Source organism: Corynebacterium sp. CCM 9204 (genome assembly GCF_041357695.1).
In the GTDB taxonomy this organism is placed as follows: Bacteria; Actinomycetota; Actinomycetes; order Mycobacteriales; family Mycobacteriaceae; genus Corynebacterium.
The window spans coordinates 469,063-489,253 of the sequence record NZ_JAUERX010000002.1 but is presented as its reverse complement, the minus strand read 5'-3'; the positions used below and the strand labels follow the sequence as shown (position 1 = coordinate 489,253).

Below are 20,191 nucleotides of genomic sequence, written 5' to 3'. Positions count from 1 at the left end.
GATCACCCCTGCACAATGGGTCAGGTCAATCAGATACCGGCCTCTTTCATTCCACGAAGTTCCTTCTTCAAGTCCGCTATCTCATCCCGGAGACGGCCCGCGAGCTCAAACTTAAGCTCCCGCGCGGCCACCGACATCTGTGCCGTCAGATCAGTGATCAGATCCTGCACTTCCTGTCGCGGCATCGAAGCGACGTCGGGCCTCTCAACAAGCGCGGCGTCACCACCAGCGGAGCCCACCTGATCCCGATTATCGCCGACATTCTCGTAAACCTGGTCGAGAATGTCGGCGATCTTCTTCCGCAGGGGTTGCGGATCCACGCCGTGAGCCACGTTGTAGGCGATCTGTTTTTCCCGACGCCGCTCCGTTTCGTCGATGGCCCGCTGCATGGATTCTGTGATGGTGTCAGCGTACATGTGCACCTCACCTGCGACGTTTCTCGCCGCGCGGCCAATAGTCTGAATGAGAGATGTCGTCGAACGTAGGAATCCCTGCTTGTCGGCGTCAAGTATCGACACGAGAGACACCTCCGGAAGGTCCAATCCCTCACGGAGAAGGTTGATCCCGACGAGAACATCGTATTCGCCGAGGCGCAACTGCCGAAGCAGTTCCACACGCTGCAACGTGTCGATGTCACTGTGCAGGTAGCGAACCCGGATGCCGTGCTCCAGAAGATAATCAGTGAGATCCTCCGACATCCGTTTGGTCAGCGTGGTCACCAGGATCCTCTCCTGCTTCGCGGTACGCTGATTGATCTCGTCGATCAGATCATCGATCTGTCCCTTCGTCGGTTTGACAACGATCTTCGGATCAACCAGCCCCGTGGGCCGAATGACCTGTTCCACGAACTCACCCCCCGACGCCGTCAGCTCGTAAGTACCGGGCGTCGCGGACATGTAGACACACTGCCCCTTCCTAGAATCGAACTCCTCCCAGGTCAGAGGGCGGTTGTCCAGAGCACTCGGAAGACGGAACCCGAAGTCCACTAGGTTCCGTTTCCGGGACATGTCCCCCTCGAACATGCCGCCAATCTGCGGAACCGTGACGTGGGACTCATCAATAATGGTGAGAAAGTCCTCCGGGAAGTAGTCGATCAGCGTCGCCGGTGCAGATCCCGCCTCACGGCCATCTATGTGTCGGGAGTAGTTCTCGATACCGGAGCAGAATCCGACCTGCTCAATCATTTCCAGATCGTATTCGGTGCGCATCCGGAGCCGCTGCGCCTCCAGGAGCTTGCCTCGGTTCTCCAGATCAGCGAGGCGATCCGCCAACTCCGACTTGATGGCGGCAACCGCCTTCTCCATACGCTCTGGACCCGCTACGTAGTGGGTGGCCGGGAAAATTCGCAGCTCATCCACATTCCGTACCACATCGCCCGTCAGTGGGTGGATGTAGTACAACGAATCGATCTCGTCACCAAAGAACTCGACACGGACCGCCAACTCCTCATAGGCGGGGATGATGTCCACGGTGTCACCCTTCACCCGGAAAGTCCCCCGGGTAAACGCGACGTCATTACGCGCGTACTGGATGTCCACCAGCAACCGAAGAAACCGGTCTCGGTCAATCTCATCCCCCACCCTGAGAACCACGGACCTGTCCAGATAGCTTTGCGGCGTACCCAGACCGTAGATACACGACACCGAACTCACCACCACAACATCCCGGCGGGACAACAGCGCCGACGTCGCAGAGTGACGGAGACGCTCGACATCCTCGTTGATGGACGAGTCCTTCTCAATGTAGGTGTCAGTCTGCGCGATGTACGCCTCGGGTTGGTAGTAGTCGTAGTAACTCACGAAGTACTCAACCGCATTGTTCGGCAACAACTGCCGGAGCTCATTCGCCAACTGTGCAGCAAGTGTCTTGTTCGGGGCCATAACGAGTGTCGGGCGCTGAACTTTCTCGATCAACCAGGCTGCCGTCGCCGACTTACCGGTCCCTGTTGCTCCCAGGAGCACCACGTCCCGTTCGCCCCTGTCCAACCGCTCCGCGAGTGCCATGATCGCAGTAGGTTGATCTCCAGCCGGTTGGTAATCGGAAATAACCTCGAACGTCGCCGCCGAACGCTCAATATCACCAACCGGACGGTGCTCGGAATGGGAGAGTACAGGTTGTTCAGCAGCAAAAGCCATGACCATGAGTTTACCCCCGGTCACAGGCTCACCCGAACGAGCATCAGTGAAGAGGCTTCGACCTCTGTCGCCAACTAGCGAGTGAGACGATCTCAGGCTAGCGTGTAGCACATGAGTGAAGCAGCAGCCGGTCGACACATGCGGAGACACGTCACCACACTGGCTGCTCTCGCGGTGACGGGGCCGTTCCTCATCATCGCAGCACCTCCCACCACGGCAATCGGTAGCCCCTGCGTGAACAATCTCCGCCAGGAACCACTGCAGGAGAAACCCGTCGGATTGCTCGAATCCCTAACCTTCCGTGGTTCCACCGGCATCCCCCGGGTCCAAGGCACTGTGAACGGCACGCCCGGAGACAACGAAGACAGCTCAAATCCTCCATGGCTGAAGGGGCGGCCTGGGCAACTTCCAATCATCAAGGGCCACACCGAGGCACTCCATCTCGTCACCGGGCCTGGATCCCCAGCCCGAACCGACCGTGCTTTCGGAATCGCCGGGACAGATCTCGGTGTCGCGCTGAAAGATGCTGAAGGACACCTGATGCTCATCTTTGGCGACACCGTGGCCTGCGATGATTCTTCCTCCGACTGGCGCAGCAACACCATCGTTCGAACCTCCGATCTCGACTACGCCGATGGGCTTGAAATTGAAGAGGCCCTCGCCCGGGACGGATGGACTTCCCAGGGGCGGGCTGTCGAATTCATCGATTCCCTCAAAGATCCCGGACACGAGCACACCACCATTCCGACTGCGGCGATCACCATCAATGGAATGCACTACGTCGACTACATGTCCATTCGTGAATGGAGTGAACCAGGCCGGTGGAAGACCAACTACGCCGGGACGGTCCGTTCGCGGGACGGTGTAACCTGGTCCGTCGTTAAGGATTCTCTCCGCACGAACAAGCGCCCATCCCTGACCAAAATCACGGGTTTACCTTCCTACAGAGAAGGTAATGAGAAGCTCCAAATGTCGTCGTTCGTCGAACATGATGGTTTCGTTTACAGATTCAGTACACCATCTGGAAGGGACGGTTCCGCGATCCTCGGACGTGCCCCGGTATCTGAGTTCCCCGACGAATCCGCATTCAGATTCTTCGATGGAACGAGTTGGTTCTCACCTGGCGACAGAAAGAGGAATCCTGATGGAGATGACGGTCCGTACACCCTCGAGGATGCAGTCACCATTTTCGATCGCCCGGTATCCGAGCTCTCTGTGACATGGAATGATCATCTCTCCAAATTCATCACCTTGTTCACCACCGACCGGGGATTGGTACTACGTACAGCGGAAAGTCTGACGGGTCCATGGGAACAAGAGCACATGATTGTGGATACCGGAACCGTGAATGATCTCTACGGCGCTTCCATCCTTCCTGCAGACGGAGGTCGGGATCTCTACTTCATCGCTACAACCTGGAGCAACTACAACGTCCTACTGATGCGTACGAACCTCGATGAACTCTTGGGGCGCGTTCCGACTGACACCGACTCACGGGTTTCGCATCCCGATCCACGTCCATCTGCTGATGAAGATTACGATCCCACCGAAGATGACGGTCTCGAGGTCGTCGGAGTGGTCGACTACAGGAATCAGTGAGATGACGAACGTCGCCGCTCCGCATCAATTAACGGAGCGACGATACTCTTCACTTGAGGTTCGAGTGCAGTGAGGGGGCCGTTGTTGTCGATGATGATGTCCGCCCCGTTGCGGCGTTCTTCGTCGCCGATTTGTGCAGCCATCCGGCGTCGTGCGTCGGCGGCGTCAATTCCCCGGTTCCGAGTCAGTCTCCGCACTCTTTCTTCGCTATCCACGTCAACAACGATCACTGTGTCAAACTGATCAGCCTGCCCGGTTTCGAAGAGCAGCGGCATGTCGTATACCCCTGCAACGGCACCGTCGGCTTCCGCCGTGTCCAGGCGACGTGCAGCTTCCGAGATAATCCGCGGGTGCATGATCGCGTTAAGCCGTTCGGTGGCTGCACCGTCCCCGAAGGCGCGCTGAGCCAAAAGTTTTCTGTCGAGGTGTCCGTCCTCCCCCAGAATATCCTCCCCGAACTCACGAACTAACTCAATGAGGGCGGGCTGACCCGGTTGAACAATATCCCGCGCGATAGCATCAGCGTCAATCACGGCTACTCCCTCAATGTCCGCGAGCGCCGCGGCAACTGTCGACTTGCCGCTGCCAATCCCGCCGGTTAATCCGATTCTCAACATATTCCTAAGTGTATCGTTCCCCACGCATCCTCGACATACGGGGTCACACGTTATGTTCGGGAATAAACCGGTTCTGTCATCAGATACGCGAAAACTCCTCCCGCCGCACTGTGAAATGCGGCAGGAGGAGCTTTCAGTTTTCAAGCAGTTGTTACAGGTCCCCGGGAAAACCGCCGGGGCGAGATTACTACTTGGCAGTCACGGTGATGATCGTGGCGTTTGCATCCACGGAATCAGCGGTGTGGCCTTCCACAGAAGCAAACTTACGGTGGTTCTGAACAACAACCGGGGTGATGAGGGGCTTGCCCGCGGCAGTGATCACCTCGGGGTCAAAGCTCAGCAACGGGTCGCCTGCACGGACGCGCTGCTTCTTCTCGACGTGCGAAGTGAAGCCGGTTCCGTTTAGCTCGACGGTGTCGAGTCCCACATGGACCAGCAGTTCGATGCCATTGTCCAGTCGGAGACCGACAGCGTGCGGGAACAGAGCCAGGATCTGTCCGTCACCGGGAGCAGTAACCGTGGTGCCGGTCGGGATGATGGCGAGGCCCTTACCGACATTACCACCGGAGAACATCGGATCCGGAACCTCACTCAGCGGCACAGCGCGGCCAGCCAGTGGAGAGGTGATGGTGGTGACAGCGCCGGGACGCAAAGCGGTCTTTTCCGTGGTGGCCGGTGCCGGAGCTTCAGCAACCGCGACAGAACCCGCACCAGCGGACGATGCACCTGCGGTGCTGCCGGTGGACGCGACATGTGCCTCATCTTCAGCAAGTTCAGCCATCGCGCGCTCATACTCTTCAGCAGCTTCGCGAGCATGGATCTTCTCTTCTTCCGACCGGTAGTCGAACAGGATGACAAGGAAGAAGGAGGTGAAGAACGCCACGGCGATACCGAGGATGTAGAGACCGATCGAGTTGAAGGCAAAGACCGTCAGCAACGAGGTGAAGACGAAAGCGTTTGCGGTGACAGGCTCGATCGGAGTGATCTGAGGAACAAGACCCATCACGAAACCACCGGCGAAACAACCTGGCAGCAGACGCATGTAGCTCTTTTTGAACCGCAGCATGACACCGTAGAGCGAGGGTTCGGAGATACCACCGAGAAGACCAGCCATCATACCGCCCAGGGAAACCTGGCGCATCTGACGATCACGCTCACGCATGGCAACAACCATGACGCCGGTGACCGTACCGAAGCAGGCGAAGTTCCAGGCACCCATCGGGCCCTGGATGAAATCGTAGCCCAAGGTCGCGATGTTCTGGATCATGATCGCATTCAGCGGCCAGTGCAGACCCAGCGGAACCAGGAACGGGTACAGCAGCGGGATGATGATAGCGAGAATCAGCGGTGAGAAGGTGTTGACCGCATCAAGCATGCTGGAGATACCGTTACCGATGTAGATGCCGAACGGGCCGAAAACGAAGGCGGTCGCGGGAATCAGGAACAGCAAGGAGAAGAACGGCACGAACACCATGTGCACAGAAGAGGGGATGATCTTCTTCAGGCCCTTTTCTGTCCAGAACAGAGCAATCGCAGCGATCAGTGGCGGGAACACCTGCCCGGAGTAACCATTGAGCACCATCGGGAGGCCGAAGACGTAAACCTTGTCTCCTGCTTCACCCATGGCGATGAACGTCGGGGTGAGCAAAGCACAGGGAATAGCTGCGCCGACCCACTCGTTCGCACCGAGCTTACGGGCGGCGCAGGCGCCAACCATGACGGGCAGGAAGTAGAACACCGACTGCCACATGGCATGCATGAAGGCGAAGGTCGGGGGCTGGTCCGGAGCACGGAAGTCCTGGATGTTGAAGGTATCGAAGAGCACCAGGAGCGTGATGATCAGCGAGGCTCCAAGCAGGGCCCAGAGGATCGGACGGAAAGTGTCGGACAGGAACTCGAAGGCGTAATCCACCCACGAGTACTTGCCACGGACACCGTCGTATTCTTTCTTGCCCGTCTTCTTAGCAGCGCCTTCACCCATGCCGGGCTGGCTGATAATGCCCTGGTAATACTCAGCTACTCCGCCGCCCATGACGACCTGGAGGCCAGTCGTTCCCTGGGGAACAACGCCGAGCACATCAGGGTTAGAGTCCAGCGCCTTCTGATCAGCCTTGGACTGATCGTGAAGCTGGAAGCGCAACCGTGTCGCGCAGTGGGTCAGGTTGGCGACGTTCTCGGCGCCACCCACCTTCTCCAGAATGAACTGTGATGTCGTCATTGTTTTAGACGCCATGTATGAACCTTTCTTACATCACCACCGCCTATAACGCGGGGTGAATCCTCATCCGGCGCAGGCGTATTCCTGCCCGGCTCTACCGCGGTCATGTAACCGGCCAACCCGCTAAGCAAACACCATCGGATGCTTAACTTAATCTATGAAAAACCTGGGAGGCGGTGATGTGTTTGCACAGAATCAAGCGTGTGGTGCAACAGTGATCGAGGCCATACATGCCCGAGTTTGCGGTGAGTCCCCACAATCATATGTCTAGTCTTGCGGGTTCTCCAACTTCCAACTGCCCGAACGGCATGAAAATAGACCCGTTTATCACCCATTCGAGTGATATTTCGCCCGGTCCGCACACGTACACGTCGAACAAAACAGACATTTGTAAGTTAACTCACATCTTAGCCGATGATAACCGTAAAACACCAACATTCTGTGAATGAACCCACAATTTTAAGTAAGAAAGAAGGAGACAGATCGAACATCACGGCGATGGGCACTCATTTTCCAGCCCCATACCACACATAAGATGGACGTTTTTGGGCTCCGGATGGCTCGGGACGCGGACGAGACTGCTCTGGCGACAAACAACCCCTCGATATTTCCGGTGAGCGATCTTTCCGGCGATGAGAAGATTGTCATGAACTCTTCAGGCCCTAGAGAACCCATACACAGCACAGAAAAGGTCCGTCCGCTCCAGAAAGGAACGAACGGACCTTTTACACAGGATGGTAGCTCTCAATCTGCTGAGCTACCACTCTGCTTTCATCATTCTTCAGACAATCATCGTCATCAGAAATTGGAAGGGAACCTAGTTTCCGGCAAGCTTCTCGCGCAGTGCGGCGAGCTGCTCATCGGAAGCGAGAGAACCACCGGTGGTCTCCACGTCGCTGGCAGCGGCAGCAGCCGGTGCAGCGTCGGAGGACTCGGAGGAGTAGTTGGTGGCGCCGGCCACGGCAGCCTCTTCGGCAGCGGCGCGGTGACGCTCGATCTGAGCGGTGTGAAGCTGGAAGCGACGCTCGGACTCCGCATAGCGGGCCTCCCACGCCTGACGCTGCTCATCGAAGCCTTCAAGCCACTCGTTGGTCTCCGGATCGAAGCCCTCAGGGAAGATGTAATTGCCCTGCTCATCGTAGGAATCGGCCATACCGTACTTGGACGGATCGAATTCCTCAGTGTAGTCCTCATCAGCCTGTTTCAGCGACAGGGAGATACGACGGCGCTCGAGGTCGATGTCGATGACCTTGACCATGGCCTCTTCACCGACTGTGACAACCTGGTCCGGAACCTCGACGTGGCGCTCAGCAAGCTCGGAGATGTGGACGAGACCTTCGATTCCCTCTTCCACGCGAACGAACGCACCGAAGGGAACGAGCTTGGTGACCTTGCCCGGAACGATCTGGCCGACCGCGTGGGTACGGGCAAAGACGCGCCAGGGGTCTTCCATGGTCGCCTTCAGAGAGAGGGAGACACGCTCACGGTCCAGGTCGACGTCGAGAACCTCGACGGTAACCTCGTCGCCGACGGTGACAACCTCGGACGGGTGATCGATGTGCTTCCACGAGAGTTCGGAAACGTGGACAAGTCCGTCAACGCCGCCGAGATCAACGAACGCACCGAAGTTGACGATCGAGGACACGACGCCCTTGCGGACCTGGCCTTTCTGAAGCTGATGCAGGAACTCGGAGCGAACCTCAGACTGGGTCTGTTCGAGCCATGCACGGCGGGACAGCACAACATTGTTGCGGTGCTTATCCAGCTCGATGATCTTCGCCTCGATCTCCTGGCCGATGTACGGATCCAGGTCACGGACACGACGCATCTCGACGAGGGAAGCAGGCAGGAAGCCACGGAGGCCGATGTCCAGGATGAGACCACCCTTGACAACCTCAATGACGGTACCGGTGACGGGCTCGTCGTTCTCCTTGAGGGCCTCGATGGCACCCCATGCACGCTCGTACTGGGCGCGCTTCTTAGACAGGATCAGCCGGCCTTCCTTGTCCTCCTTGGTGAGGACAAGTGCATCGATTTCGTCGCCGACGGCGACGACCTCGCCCGGGTCGACATCATGCTTGATGGACAGCTCACGGGAGGGAATGACACCTTCCGTCTTGTAGCCGATGTCGAGCAGAACCTCGTCGCGATCGACCTTGACGACGGTACCTTCGACGATGTCACCGTCGTTGAAGTACTTGATGGTTGCGTCGACTGCAGCGAGGAAGTCCTCAGCGGAGCCGATGTCGTTGACGGCAACCTGAGGGGCGTTGTTGGTGGGCATATGTTTGAGTGCTCCGAAATGGATAGGAATCGAAAGTGGACAGGGAATGTGTGCCGTCCCTGGAACACACCGCCTTTACCTGCGCAGATCATGAAACGCGGAAAGCGGGGTACCGGACAAACCTTGGGACCCGTAATGACGTTTTCCCGACACCGCCCTCCTATTGTGAGTGGCATCTTGTCGCCCGTACAGACACACGTGATCAACAATAACCGGCTTCTCATGATCCAGCAACCGAAGCGCTTATCATGGGACGATGACCGAAGTGACACCTGAGCCAAGGAACCACCCCAACCATTCTCTTGACCCACTCGCACAATCACTGGTCACCGACGCTGAATCTGCGGCGGCGAACCGTTCCTGGTGGGATCACGATGCTGCCACTTACCACCGTGAACATTCGACGTATCTCGGCACCAGGTCCGCCACGGGGGAGTTTCACTGGTGCCCGGAAATGCTCCATGAGAAAGACGTACGGCTCCTCGGTAACGTCCACACCGCCCGTGTCCTCGAGATCGGGTGCGGATCAGCCCCTTGTTCCGCATGGTTGGCCGCAGATGGTGTCGGATTCATCACCGCTTTCGATATTTCCAGAGGCATGCTCAACCAAGGAAGGAGTCGCGCTTGGGATGACAATGGCGTGGCCCTTGTCCAAGCCGATGCCACCCACTTTCCGTACCGTGACAATTGCATGGATGTAGCGTTCAGCGTCTTCGGGGCCATCCCTTTCGTCGTTGACAGCGCCGGTCTGATGCGCGAGGTAGCCAGGGTCCTGGTGCCCGGAGGCCGGTTCGTCTTCGCGGTGACTCACCCGATGCGCTGGATCTTCCCGGACGACCCAGGAGAAGACGGACTGACCGCATACAGCAGTTACTTTGATCGTTCGGGGTACGTCGAACGCGACCCGGAGACCAGGACAGTCACTTACTCCGAACAGCACCGGACCATCGGAGACCGGATCAGGGAACTCATCGGCGCCGGATTTATCCTGGATAACCTCATCGAACCGGAATGGCCCTCCGATCTCACCGAAACCTGGGGACAATGGTCACCGCTACGCGGAAAGATATTCCCCGGTACCGCGATTTTCGTCGCGCATCTGGCGCAGTGACGGGCGCCGCGCCAAATCAGTGTGCTGCGGTGTCCCAGTTTTCACCGGAACCGGCCGAGACCTCGAGGGGTACATCCAGGGTGATGGCTCCGTCCATCTCCCGCTCAAGAATCTGCCGCACCACCGACAGTTCCCCGTCCGCGATTTCCACGACGAGTTCATCGTGGACCTGAAGCAAGACCCTGCTGCGAACGGCTTCGTCCCGGAGCGCGGCGTCGACACGCAACATCGCAACCTTGATGATATCTGCCGCAGTTCCCTGGATCGGAGCATTCAGGGCGGCCCGTTCGGCATTCTCACGAGCGACTCTGTTCGTTGACGACAACTCGGGGAGGTAGCGGCGCCTCCCGAAGAGAGTTGATGTGTAACCGTCTCTGCGAGCGGTATCGACCACCGAATCCAGGTAGTGCTTCACACCCCCGAACCGTTCAAAGTAGTTACCCATGATCCGCTTCGCTTCACCTGCGGAAATATTCAACTGCTGAGACAGACCGAAGGCGCTGAGCCCATAGACGAGACCATAGGACATCGCCTTCACGCGGCGCCGCAGCTCCGGAGTGACTTGATTCACCGGAACGTCGAAAACCCGGGAACCGACGAAGTTGTGCAGGTCCTCACCATTCTGATAAGCCTCGATCAGCCCCCCGTCCCCAGAGAGATGAGCCATCACACGCATCTCGATCTGGGAATAGTCCGCAGTCAGCAAGGTCGAGTACCCGTCACCCACAACGAAAGCCTTGCGAATGTCCCGGCCCGCGGGGGTACGCACTGGGATGTTCTGCAGATTCGGGTCCGTCGAACTCAATCGGCCGGTCGAGGTGACGGTCTGATTGAAGGTCGTGTGGATTCGACCATCTGCTGCAACGGCTTTGATCAGACCGTCGAGGGTCGTCTTCATCTTCTGGTACTCACGGTGAGCGAGCAGATGATCCAGGAACGGATGCGGGTGTTTGACCGCCAGTGCCTCGATCTCCTTCGCGGCTGTCGAGTACCCGGTCTTGGTTTTCTTCGTCTTCGGCATATCCAGGGTGTCAAACAGCACGACCTGCAACTGCTTCGGACTGGACAAGTTCAGAGTTTCATCACCGGCGATCTCACGTGCGGCCGCTTCCTCCGCTTCAACCTTGGCAATGAACTCATCCCGCTGCCGTTCCAACCTGTCGGTGTCCACGGCGATACCAACGTGCTCCATACGGGCGAGAACGGATATCAAGGGAAGTTCCAGCTCCCGATACAGCGCGAAGGAATTGATCTCCTCCAGAGCTTCCGTCAGTACCGCCGCAAGATCAGCGACGGCCTCCGCCTCCGCAAGTAGTCCGGTGTGATCCTCGTGCACATCCAGAAGAGAGAGCTGACCGGCCCCATTTGCGGAGTGCGATCCGTCGAGTTGACGCTGTAGATGCCGCTGGAGAACATCGCCCAATGCGTAGGTGCGCTGCCCAGGGCGCAACAGATACGCCGCGATCGCCGTGTCGTGTTCTATTCCCTCAAGCTCCATGTTCCGGCCGGCGAACATGTGCCACGCAGCTTTCGCTCCGTGCAGATATTTGGGGGCATTCGAGGACACCCATTTCGCCAGCGCCGACTCCTCCTCCGGAGACAGATCCGCCACCTCCACGACGAGTGCCTTACGCTCCGCATCAACAAAAGCGACTGCATCAATGTCACCCGCCCCGGGAGTTGGAGTACCGGCCACCGCCACCGCCAGCCCCTGATTCTGCCGGGCAGAGAGCCACACATCAAGGGGCTCCGCTTCCACCGTGAGCTCCGGACCTTGCCCGGAACCGATCTGCTCCGCGTCCACCCCGTCATGTTTCACAGCGCCGAGGATGCGTTCGCGCAAGCTTGTTCCGAACTGCAACTCATCGAACCTCTCAGCGACCCGTCCCACACTCGCGGGCGAGAGTTCCAACTGATCCGGAGCGTAGGGCAAGTCCATGTCCTTGACCATTTCGGTCAGCTCTCGGTTCATCCGCACCTGATCAAGCCGTTCGCGGAAGTTCTCCCCCGCTTTGCCCTTGATCTCATCGGCGTGCGCCAGCAGTTCCTCAAGGCTCCCGTACTGCGTGATCCACTTGGTTGCGGTCTTCTCCCCCACCCCGGGTATGTTCGGGAGATTGTCGCTCGGATCCCCCCGCAACGCAGCGAAGTCCGGGTACTGCTCAGGGGTGAGGCCGTACTTCTCCTCCACAGCGGCAGGGGTGAAGCGGTGGAGATTGGAGACGCCACGCATCGGATACAGCACCGTGGTGGTGTCATTCACCAACTGGAAGGAATCCCGGTCACCGGTGACGATGAGCGTATCGAAGCCCAACGGCCGCGCAGCGACCGAAAGGGTGGCGATGATGTCATCGGCCTCGAAGTTCTCCTTCTCTATGGTCACGATACCGAGAGCCTCCATGACCTCCTTGATCAGGCCAACCTGCCCTTTGAACTCCTCCGGGGTCGCATCACGCTGTGCCTTGTAGGCGGGGAACTTCTTGCTCCGGAATGTCTGGCGCCCCACATCGAAAGCCACGGCCACATGGGTGGGTTTTTCATCTTTGAGGAGGTTCGCCAGCATCGAGATAAATCCGTAGACGGCGTTCGTGTGCTGCCCACCCGTCGTCGAAAAGTTCTCCGCGGGCAGCGCGAAGAACGCACGGAAAGCCATCGAATGGCCGTCGATGAGCATCAATCGTTTACGGTCTCGGGACTTGTCTACAGAGGCACTCACGACACCCGAGTGTACTGCCTACCCCCGACCACTAGGCACCCCGACGCCGGCCGACGACGCGGAACAGAGCCTCATCGGAGGCCACTACCCAGGCCATTCGGGTAGTGGCCAGGTGATCAGGTATCATCGTCTATCATCATCACGTACGCCCCCGTAGCCCAATTGGCAGAGGCAACGGATTCAAAACCCGTCCAGTGTGAGTTCGAGTCTCACCGGGGGCACCATGAGATAACAGCACCGAATAGACGCCACTCGCATTTAAAGTGGCGTCTTTTTTTCATTCCATACACCACCGGATGTCGGTGGTCGATCTTCACCTGATCACTCCAACCGAGGTAAGAACGGAACATATCCGGCGAACATCGGAGATAACGCTTCTGGAGTACCTCCACTGTCATCCGCCAGACACCCACAGACGGTAGAACTCAGGCATACGCCGCGGTCCGGCACTTCAGGTCCTGAGCTGAATACCCCCGTTCTCCGCCACAGCAGGTGACGGATCCGGTGTTACCGGACGACTTCTGAATGTCGCGTCGTTCGTGTCCCGGCCCGATGCCCCAGAACAGGCCCCCGGGGGTGGTTTCCCAGCTATCCGAAAATGCGCAGACTTCGTTCGTTACGCGCGACTGTATCACCGGAAATCCCCTGTGAACTGCGAAGTTACTTCCGAATCGCTGTGGCGCGGGGACAAGATTGAGACTTCACAACTATTTCATCGTTGCATGGAGGTGGGATAAATCTGGGGCGATGATGAAGTATATGTTCACCGATACTTAAGATGTCCTCATGAACTCTGTGCTTATCGCGGTCATACTGGTGCTCCTGTTGGCTGTGTTACGTGTCCACGTGGTGCTTGCGTTGTTGATCGGCGCGGTACTCGGCGGGTTGCTCGGCGGTCTGGGCTTCACCGGAACGATGGTCGCTTTCCAGGAGGGGTTGGGCGGTGGTGCAACGATTGCGCTGTCGTATGCTCTCCTGGGCGCATTCGCCATGGCAGTGGCCAATGCCGGGTTACCCCGGTTGTTGGCCCGGTGGATGGTGGCCCGAATATCCGGGGGCCATACTGCAACAGACTCCGGTACCGAGCCGACTGCTGCACAACGACGTGCGACGACCATCACCGAATATGGGTTGATCGGCGGGATCCTCGCCATGGCGGTGATGAGTCAGAATCTGATCCCCGTGCACATCGCCTTCATCCCGTTGCTGATTCCGCCGCTGCTGCGGGTCATGAACACTCTCCAGATGGACCGTCGGCTGGTTGCCTGTGTGCTGACCTTCGGACTGGTCACCACCTACATGTTCCTGCCTATCGGTTTCGGGCGCATTTATCTCGAGAACATTCTGATGGGCAACATCAGTGAAGCCGGATTAGATACAACCGGTATCAGTGTCATGAGCGCGATGTGGATTCCGGCGCTCGGCATGGTCTCCGGACTCCTGATCGCGGTGTTCATCTCGTACCGCAAACGTCGGGTCTACCGGGACATCCCGCTGGCCGATGTAGTCGGTGGAGCCTCCGCGCAGAGAACCTCCGGAGGATCTGTATCGGAGGCGAATGTCACCTCCGGAAGTGACGATATCTCCCGTTACAAGATCATCGTGTCCATTGTGGCAATCCTGGCTTGTTTCAGTATTCAGCTTGTCATCAACGCACTGGCGATAGACGCTGATTCGTTGCTGACAGGTGCGCTGGTGGGTCTCGCGATCTTCATGGCCTCCGGCGCCGTCAAGTGGAATGAAGCAGACGATGTCTTCACGGCGGGTATGCGCATGATGGCACTGATCGGTTTCATCATGATCACCGCCCAGGGCTTCGCTGCGGTCATGACGGCGACGGGGGACATTCCTGAACTCGTGAAGTCGGCGGCTGATCTGTTCGGGGGCAACCGTCCCGCTGCTGCCCTGGCAATTCTCTTCGTCGGTCTCGTGGTGACGATGGGTATCGGATCATCGTTCTCCACGTTGCCGATCATCACCGCGATTTACGTCCCGTTGTGCATGTCGATGGGATTTTCTCCCCTGGCGACGATCTCCATCATCGGCACCGCAGGTGCTCTGGGTGATGCCGGTTCACCGGCCTCAGACTCCACCCTCGGGCCCACCTCCGGTCTGAACGCCGACGGCCAACACGACCACATCCGCGACACAGTCATCCCCACCTTCATCCACTACAACCTCCCGCTCCTCGCCGCAGGGTGGGTCGCGGCAATGGTTCTGTAGCCATTTTCCTGCACGCCGCAGGCTGCGGTTGTCGTCTTCTCTTCCACCATCGGCCAACCACGTCCGATCACCGTGGACAGAGAAGCGGTCGGCTCACATCGATTCCCGTGCGCGGCGGACAGGCAGGCGCTCTCTCGGGTTAGCTTTTTCGTGGAGTACCCCGATCAGTTGTCGGTATCCCTGATGGAAAGCTCAGAAAACGCGTGTACGCTTTCCCCGGACACCGGCACGCCGGAGCCAGAATCGCACGAACGTTCAAACCCGAAGGAAGCGCCGCAACCATGAGCCAGTCTCACTCCTCCGCACGCACCGGGACCGGTGCCGCTGAAATCCTCCTCAATGTCATCCGAGGTGGCCTGATTGCCCTGGCAGAGCTCGTCCCGGGCATTTCAGGGGGTACGATCGCACTCGTCGTGGGAGTCTACGAACGGGCGCTCGACGCCGGAAACGATCTCATCACGCTGGCCAAATCCCTGGTCACAGACCGGGAAAATGTCCGGAAGAATGCGCGTGCCGTCGACTGGGGGTTGATCCTCCCCGTGGGGATCGGCATGCTCCTGACCGTTTTCGCTCTCGCCGGGGTGATGAAGAGCTTCGTGGAAAATCAACCACAGATCTCCAGAGCCCTTTTCCTCGGAATGGTCGCTGCATCGATCATGGTCCCTCTGCGTATGGTGGATCGTCGCGATCTGCAAACCAAGACCATTCCGGCGGTCATGCTGTTTATCGCGGCAGCCGTCGGCACCTTTTTCCTCACGGGGCTCACTGCAGCGGAGAACACTGATCCGGCACTCCCCTTCGTCTTCGTAGCAGCGGCTTTCGCTGTCTGCGCCCTCGTTCTTCCCGGTGTCTCCGGGTCGTTCCTGTTACTGGCTCTCGGTCTCTATGGTTTCGTTCTCGGCGCTGTCCACGACCGGAATCTGACTGTGATATTGGTTTTCGTCGCCGGAGCCGGTACCGGAATTATCCTGTTCATCCGGCTCCTCGGGCACCTGATGCACCGCCATCGCACACTCACTCTGATCACAATGGGCGGTCTCATGCTGGGTTCACTGCGGGCGCTCTGGCCCTGGCAGACCGCAGACGCTGACCTTCTCGCGCCTTCCGGCAACGTGGCGTTGCTAATCCTGTGCATCGCCATCGGTGCGACCGCAGTCATCGGCACCCTCTGGACCGAAGAAATGACGCAGAGACGTACCAAACAGGTGAAGGCTCTGCAGAAGCAGCGTTGAATGGATAACGAGCGGAACTAAAGCAATCGTTAACTGTAAGTTAGAATTGCTTCATGCTTTCTTATCTGATCCGCTTTGGCCGTACCCGGAAGCGCCTCACTGCGGTGCTCACGGTGTCGGCACTCGCGCTCACCGCCTGCGTGACCAATGAAGAGACCGGCCACCCCGAGGGTTGGCAAGAACTCGAGATTGCCGCTGTGCCTGAGATCGCGGCGTTGGTTCCGCCCGATATTGCCGAAAAAGGCACGATCACCGTCGGCACCAACGTCCCTTATGCTCCAGCGGAGTTCAAGGACTCCGACGGGAACATCATCGGATTCGACATCGATCTCGCCCGCGCCGTCGCACATGTGCTGGGGCTTGAGCTTGAGATCGCCGACCAGGATTTTGCCCTGATCCTCCCTTCCGTCAGCGCCGGTACTGTCGATTTCGGGGCATCCAGCTTCACCGACAACGAGGAACGCCGACAGAGCTACGACTTCGTTGACTATCTGTACGCGGGCATTCAGTGGACAGCTCAGACCGGACATCCTGTCGATCCTGACAATGCCTGCGGCTTGACGGTCGCCGTCCAGCGGAACACCGTCAGTGAAACCGATGACGTGAATCCAAAATCAAAGGCCTGTACAGAGGCAGGTCTTCCTCCGATCACCAAGCTTGCCTACGATTCTTCCGATGGTGCGGCAACAGCACTCGTCCTCGGTAGAGCGGACGCGATGTCGAGCGACTCTCCGGTAGCCGCATTCGCCGCCGCCCGTTCCGACGGGAGAATCAAACCCACCGGCGAGCTCTTCGATGCCTCACCATACGGCTGGCCGGTCCCCAAGGAATCACCTCTCGGTCCTGCGCTCGCTGCCGCTCTCCAACACCTGATCAACTCAGGAGACTACGAACGAATACTCGGATTTTGGGGTATTCAAAAGGGACTCATCGACACCGCGCAGATCAACGGTGAGCCGTACTCGCCTTAATCCAGATTCCGTTCCCGTCCCTCCACACGTTCCTGCCCCAGATACAGAGGATATCCATGTCACACACCACCGCCACGACACCGAAACCGATCGAGGCGAAACAACTGCGTCATCCCGGCCGATGGATCGCATCAGTGCTACTACTGTTGATCGCTGCAGGCGTCATCTACTCGGTAGCCACCAATGAGGCGTTCTCCTGGGACGTCTACCGTAGTTATGTCTTTGACACCCGTATTCTGACCGCTGCGGGCCGCACCATTCTGCTGACAATTCTTGCGATGATCATTGGTGTCGTGCTCGGAGCATTCATGGCTGTCCTCCGGATGTCACCTAACCCAGTCATGCGTTCAATTTCTTGGGTTTACCTCTGGGTGTTCCGGGGAACTCCGGTCTACGTGCAGCTTGTTTTCTGGGGACTGTTGGGAACCCTGTACCAGTCCATCAACGTCGGCATCACTGAAATCGACGTCGCTACACTACTACAGAACACCTTTTTCCTCGCCGTAATCGGGCTCGGACTCAATGAGTCCGCGTATATGGCGGAAATCGTCCGCGCAGGTATCCAAGCTATTCCAGAAGGACAAACCGAGGCGTCCAAGGCGCTTGGGATGAGCTGGTGGCAGACCATCCGAAGGACGATTCTCCCCCAGGCGATGCGGATCATCATCCCCCCGACGGGCAATGAACTGATCTCCATGCTGAAGACCACCTCACTCGTCATCGCGGTGCCTTATTCCCTTGAACTCTTCGGCCGCTCCATGGACATCGCGAACAGTCTCTTCCAGCCCGTACCCATGCTGATGGTCGCGGCGACCTGGTATCTCGTCATAACCTCTATCCTTATGGTCGGCCAATACTATCTCGAGAGGTACTTCGCTCGAGGATCATCCCGTGAACTGTCATCCCGTCAGCTTGCAGCACTCGCCGACGCCGAAGGCGTCCCGCCCAGTAACATCACCGTCTCCCCCACCACGAAGTAGGACATGCCCCATGACTGACCTCATGATCGACGCACAGCAGGTATGCAAGAGCTTCGGACAGCTCCAGGTACTCAAGGGGATTGATCTCCAGGTACCGCGGGGTTCCGTGACCTGTCTCATAGGCCCTTCCGGCTCCGGCAAATCAACGATGCTGCGCTGCGTCAACCATCTGGAGAAATTCAACGCGGGACGTCTCTATGTTGACGGGGAACTGATCGGATACCGCGAGCGCGATGGCGTACTTCACGAGATCTCCGAGAAAGAGGCTGCGCGGCAACGCGCGGGCATCGGAATGGTCTTCCAGAGTTTCAATCTCTTCCCCCACCGCACCGTCATCGAGAACATCATCGAGGCGCCTATCCAGGTCAAGCGTGTACCCGCAGCCCAAGCTCGGAAGAAGGCCCTGGAACTGTTGGATCAGGTGGGTCTCGTCCACAAGGCCGACGCCTATCCGGTTCAGTTGTCCGGTGGTCAGCAGCAGCGTGTCGCCATCGCCCGCGCTGTGGCGATGGACCCGAAGTTGATGCTTTTCGACGAGCCGACCTCCGCGCTGGATCCTGAGCTCGTCGGTGAGGTTCTCGGTGTCATGAAACAGCTCGCGGCCAATGGCATGACTATGCTCGTCGTGACACACGAGATCGGGTTCGCCCGTGAGGTCGCCGACCAGGTCGCGTTCATGGATGCCGGTGTCGTCGTCGAGGCGGGTCCGCCCTCACAGGTGATCTCAGCACCGCAACACGCACGGACCCAGGAGTTCCTCTCCTCAATCTTGTGAGAGTTTCGTACCGCGTCAGCAGGTGGCCGGGACGGGGTGACAGTCATGAGGAAAGCACAGCACAACAACGTATACCCATGACGCCGACCGGCTACCATTCCTCCTTCGTGCACCTCGTCGCGGACAACATCGTTATTAGTTGGATACACCGGACCAGTCCGTCTCCGCCCAGTATGAGCCCGGCTCCACAGCTCCGGGACACACATGGTGCAGTAACCGCACTACTTGGTAGATCTTCGCCTGTACACAGAAGGTCAATCATCATCTCGTAGTGACCTGCGCCATAACATCACTCTCTCACATCACGGGAAGACCACACCGTGACGGCATTTCGCCGTTTCTCAGTAAGCAAGGGAGACGATCCCCTGAGTGATCGCGGTGATCCCTCCGAGCCCCGCGACAGATAACGCGGTCCTACGCGCGATTTCCCTTGGTATAACACGCGACAGCATGGTTCCGCTGAAGATGCCGACGAGCATACCCACGAAAGCGACGGGCCAGAGGGCGGGGGGTACGGCGGTGACGGAACTCGCTCCAAGAAGGATCTTCAGGATGAAGGACAACCCGCCCGAGATCACGAAGATCGGTTGCAGCGTAGCGGCAAGCATCTGGTGCGGCCACCGTGCGGCCTGCGCGTAGACAGTGACCGCAGGACCCGCTGCACCCGCCAGGGTGTTCATGAACCCGGCAATAACCCCCGCGCTGAACAAGCTACCGTTGCCCGAGATGTGCGGAATGTGGCGCCGTCCACCGAGGACAACCGCGAGTGCAACGAGGAGGAGGACACCGACGATGATCTGCAACGGTGCCGCGTTGATCGCACGGATGAGAAATACTCCAGGAATGGCACCAATGAACAGGGGAAACGCCAGCAGCCTGACTTTCCGCCAGTCAACGTACTCTCGAACCGTCCAGGTGGTCAATGCAGCGTTCACCGCAGCAAGCGCGTTCACGACGAGAACACCGTCCGCCGGGCCCAGGAGTATCGCGAGGACCGGGACGACGAGGAGACCAAATCCCATTCCCGAGATACGCTGCAGGCAGGACCCCAATATGACGATGACCACCGTGATCAGCACGGTTGATAGCACAGACATAGGGGGAGCGTACACCGCTCACCATGATTCGGTGAATCACATTTCACATCCCGCACCGAGAATAGATCATCTCTTTATTCTCGGCCTTCGCGGGCGCAGTCACCTGATCTGAACCGGTGAACGATCCATACCTGAGCTTCTCCTGACGAAGAAACTGTTTAACTGGACACCTTGATAAAGCCCTAAACCGCCTCTTCCATAGGAGCCAGGATCGCGAAAACTCCTCCAGTCCG

12 protein-coding genes, 1 tRNA gene and 2 pseudogenes are annotated in these 20,191 nt (G+C 58.4%); 9 read left to right on the top strand and 6 right to left on the bottom strand.

Features of this window, described 5'->3' with window-relative positions; translation table 11 throughout:
* Window positions 1-29 precede the first annotated feature (29 nt).
* Window positions 30-2,135, bottom strand: a complete 2,106-nt coding sequence (uvrB, locus tag QWU43_RS06320) for an excinuclease ABC subunit UvrB (RefSeq protein WP_370914953.1) — start codon at window positions 2,133-2,135, stop codon at window positions 30-32.
* Between the two features lie 111 nt (window positions 2,136-2,246).
* Between uvrB and QWU43_RS06315 the strand changes: the two genes are divergently transcribed.
* Window positions 2,247-3,734 carry a DUF4185 domain-containing protein gene (locus QWU43_RS06315; RefSeq protein WP_370917401.1) on the top strand — a complete coding sequence of 496 codons (1,488 nt, stop codon included), beginning with the start codon at window positions 2,247-2,249 and terminating at the stop codon, window positions 3,732-3,734.
* Here the strand turns inward: QWU43_RS06315 and coaE are convergent.
* The 3 genes from coaE to rpsA form a co-directional block, all read right to left on the bottom strand.
* On the bottom strand, window positions 3,728-4,351 hold the full coding sequence (gene coaE / locus QWU43_RS06310) for a dephospho-CoA kinase (protein WP_370914955.1): 624 nt from the start codon (window positions 4,349-4,351) through the stop codon (window positions 3,728-3,730). The genes QWU43_RS06315 and coaE overlap by 7 nt on opposite strands.
* 187 nt (window positions 4,352-4,538) lie before the next feature.
* On the bottom strand, window positions 4,539-6,584 hold the full coding sequence (locus tag QWU43_RS06305) for a glucose PTS transporter subunit IIA (RefSeq protein WP_370914956.1): 2,046 nt from the start codon (window positions 6,582-6,584) through the stop codon (window positions 4,539-4,541).
* An 802-nt stretch (window positions 6,585-7,386) separates the two neighbouring features.
* Entirely contained in the window at window positions 7,387-8,853 is a 1,467-nt protein-coding gene (gene rpsA / locus QWU43_RS06300; RefSeq protein ID WP_370914957.1) for a 30S ribosomal protein S1, read from the bottom strand.
* A 256-nt stretch (window positions 8,854-9,109) separates the two neighbouring features.
* Between rpsA and QWU43_RS06295 the strand changes: the two genes are divergently transcribed.
* A complete protein-coding gene (locus QWU43_RS06295) occupies window positions 9,110-9,964 on the top strand; it encodes a class I SAM-dependent methyltransferase (protein ID WP_370914958.1) in 855 nt (284 codons plus the stop codon).
* Window positions 9,965-9,980: 16 nt separating this feature from the next.
* Here QWU43_RS06295 and polA read toward each other — a convergent pair whose 3' ends face one another.
* Window positions 9,981-12,638, bottom strand: a complete 2,658-nt coding sequence (gene polA / locus QWU43_RS06290; protein ID WP_370917419.1) for a DNA polymerase I — start codon at window positions 12,636-12,638, stop codon at window positions 9,981-9,983.
* 189 nt (window positions 12,639-12,827) lie between these two features.
* Here polA and QWU43_RS06285 point away from each other — a divergent pair.
* The 7 genes and pseudogenes from QWU43_RS06285 to QWU43_RS06255 all read left to right on the top strand — a co-directional run bounded on the left by QWU43_RS06285 (window position 12,828) and on the right by QWU43_RS06255 (window position 18,861).
* Window positions 12,828-12,904: transfer RNA gene (locus QWU43_RS06285), tRNA-Leu, on the top strand.
* Window positions 12,905-13,466: 562 nt separating this feature from the next.
* A pseudogene (locus QWU43_RS06280) lies at window positions 13,467-13,664 on the top strand (sodium:proton antiporter); the annotation flags it as partial.
* A gap of 153 nt (window positions 13,665-13,817) precedes the next feature.
* A pseudogene (locus QWU43_RS06275) lies at window positions 13,818-14,903 on the top strand (Na+/H+ antiporter family protein); the annotation flags it as partial.
* Between the two features lie 281 nt (window positions 14,904-15,184).
* Window positions 15,185-16,135, top strand: coding sequence for a DUF368 domain-containing protein (locus tag QWU43_RS06270; RefSeq protein WP_370917400.1), 951 nt, complete (start codon window positions 15,185-15,187; stop codon window positions 16,133-16,135).
* A 53-nt stretch (window positions 16,136-16,188) separates the two neighbouring features.
* Window positions 16,189-17,106, top strand: a complete 918-nt coding sequence (locus QWU43_RS06265; RefSeq protein WP_370914961.1) for an ABC transporter substrate-binding protein — start codon at window positions 16,189-16,191, stop codon at window positions 17,104-17,106.
* A 56-nt stretch (window positions 17,107-17,162) separates the two neighbouring features.
* Window positions 17,163-18,086 (top strand): amino acid ABC transporter permease, encoded by a 924-nt coding sequence (locus QWU43_RS06260; RefSeq protein WP_370917399.1) that lies wholly within the window; start codon window positions 17,163-17,165, stop codon window positions 18,084-18,086.
* A 10-nt stretch (window positions 18,087-18,096) separates the two neighbouring features.
* A complete protein-coding gene (locus tag QWU43_RS06255) occupies window positions 18,097-18,861 on the top strand; it encodes an amino acid ABC transporter ATP-binding protein (RefSeq protein ID WP_370914963.1) in 765 nt (254 codons plus the stop codon).
* Between the two features lie 341 nt (window positions 18,862-19,202).
* Here QWU43_RS06255 and QWU43_RS06250 read toward each other — a convergent pair whose 3' ends face one another.
* Window positions 19,203-19,958: a sulfite exporter TauE/SafE family protein gene (locus QWU43_RS06250; protein ID WP_370914964.1), complete on the bottom strand. Its 756-nt coding sequence runs from the start codon at window positions 19,956-19,958 to the stop codon at window positions 19,203-19,205.
* Window positions 19,959-20,191 lie beyond the last annotated feature (233 nt).

What these genes read in the sequence shown, in the direction of transcription:
- uvrB (WP_370914953.1), bottom strand. Translation starts at nt 2,135, where the DNA reads ATGGCTTTTGCTGCTGAACAACCTGTACTCTCCCATTCCGAGCACCGT.
- QWU43_RS06315 (WP_370917401.1), top strand. Translation starts at nt 2,247, where the DNA reads ATGAGTGAAGCAGCAGCCGGTCGACACATGCGGAGACACGTCACCACA.
- coaE (WP_370914955.1), bottom strand. Translation starts at nt 4,351, where the DNA reads ATGTTGAGAATCGGATTAACCGGCGGGATTGGCAGCGGCAAGTCGACA.
- QWU43_RS06305 (WP_370914956.1), bottom strand. Translation starts at nt 6,584, where the DNA reads ATGGCGTCTAAAACAATGACGACATCACAGTTCATTCTGGAGAAGGTG.
- rpsA (WP_370914957.1), bottom strand. Translation starts at nt 8,853, where the DNA reads ATGCCCACCAACAACGCCCCTCAGGTTGCCGTCAACGACATCGGCTCC.
- QWU43_RS06295 (WP_370914958.1), top strand. Translation starts at nt 9,110, where the DNA reads ATGACCGAAGTGACACCTGAGCCAAGGAACCACCCCAACCATTCTCTT.
- polA (WP_370917419.1), bottom strand. Translation starts at nt 12,638, where the DNA reads ATGCTCATCGACGGCCATTCGATGGCTTTCCGTGCGTTCTTCGCGCTG.
- QWU43_RS06270 (WP_370917400.1), top strand. Translation starts at nt 15,185, where the DNA reads ATGAGCCAGTCTCACTCCTCCGCACGCACCGGGACCGGTGCCGCTGAA.
- QWU43_RS06265 (WP_370914961.1), top strand. Translation starts at nt 16,189, where the DNA reads ATGCTTTCTTATCTGATCCGCTTTGGCCGTACCCGGAAGCGCCTCACT.
- QWU43_RS06260 (WP_370917399.1), top strand. Translation starts at nt 17,163, where the DNA reads ATGTCACACACCACCGCCACGACACCGAAACCGATCGAGGCGAAACAA.
- QWU43_RS06255 (WP_370914963.1), top strand. Translation starts at nt 18,097, where the DNA reads ATGACTGACCTCATGATCGACGCACAGCAGGTATGCAAGAGCTTCGGA.
- QWU43_RS06250 (WP_370914964.1), bottom strand. Translation starts at nt 19,958, where the DNA reads ATGTCTGTGCTATCAACCGTGCTGATCACGGTGGTCATCGTCATATTG.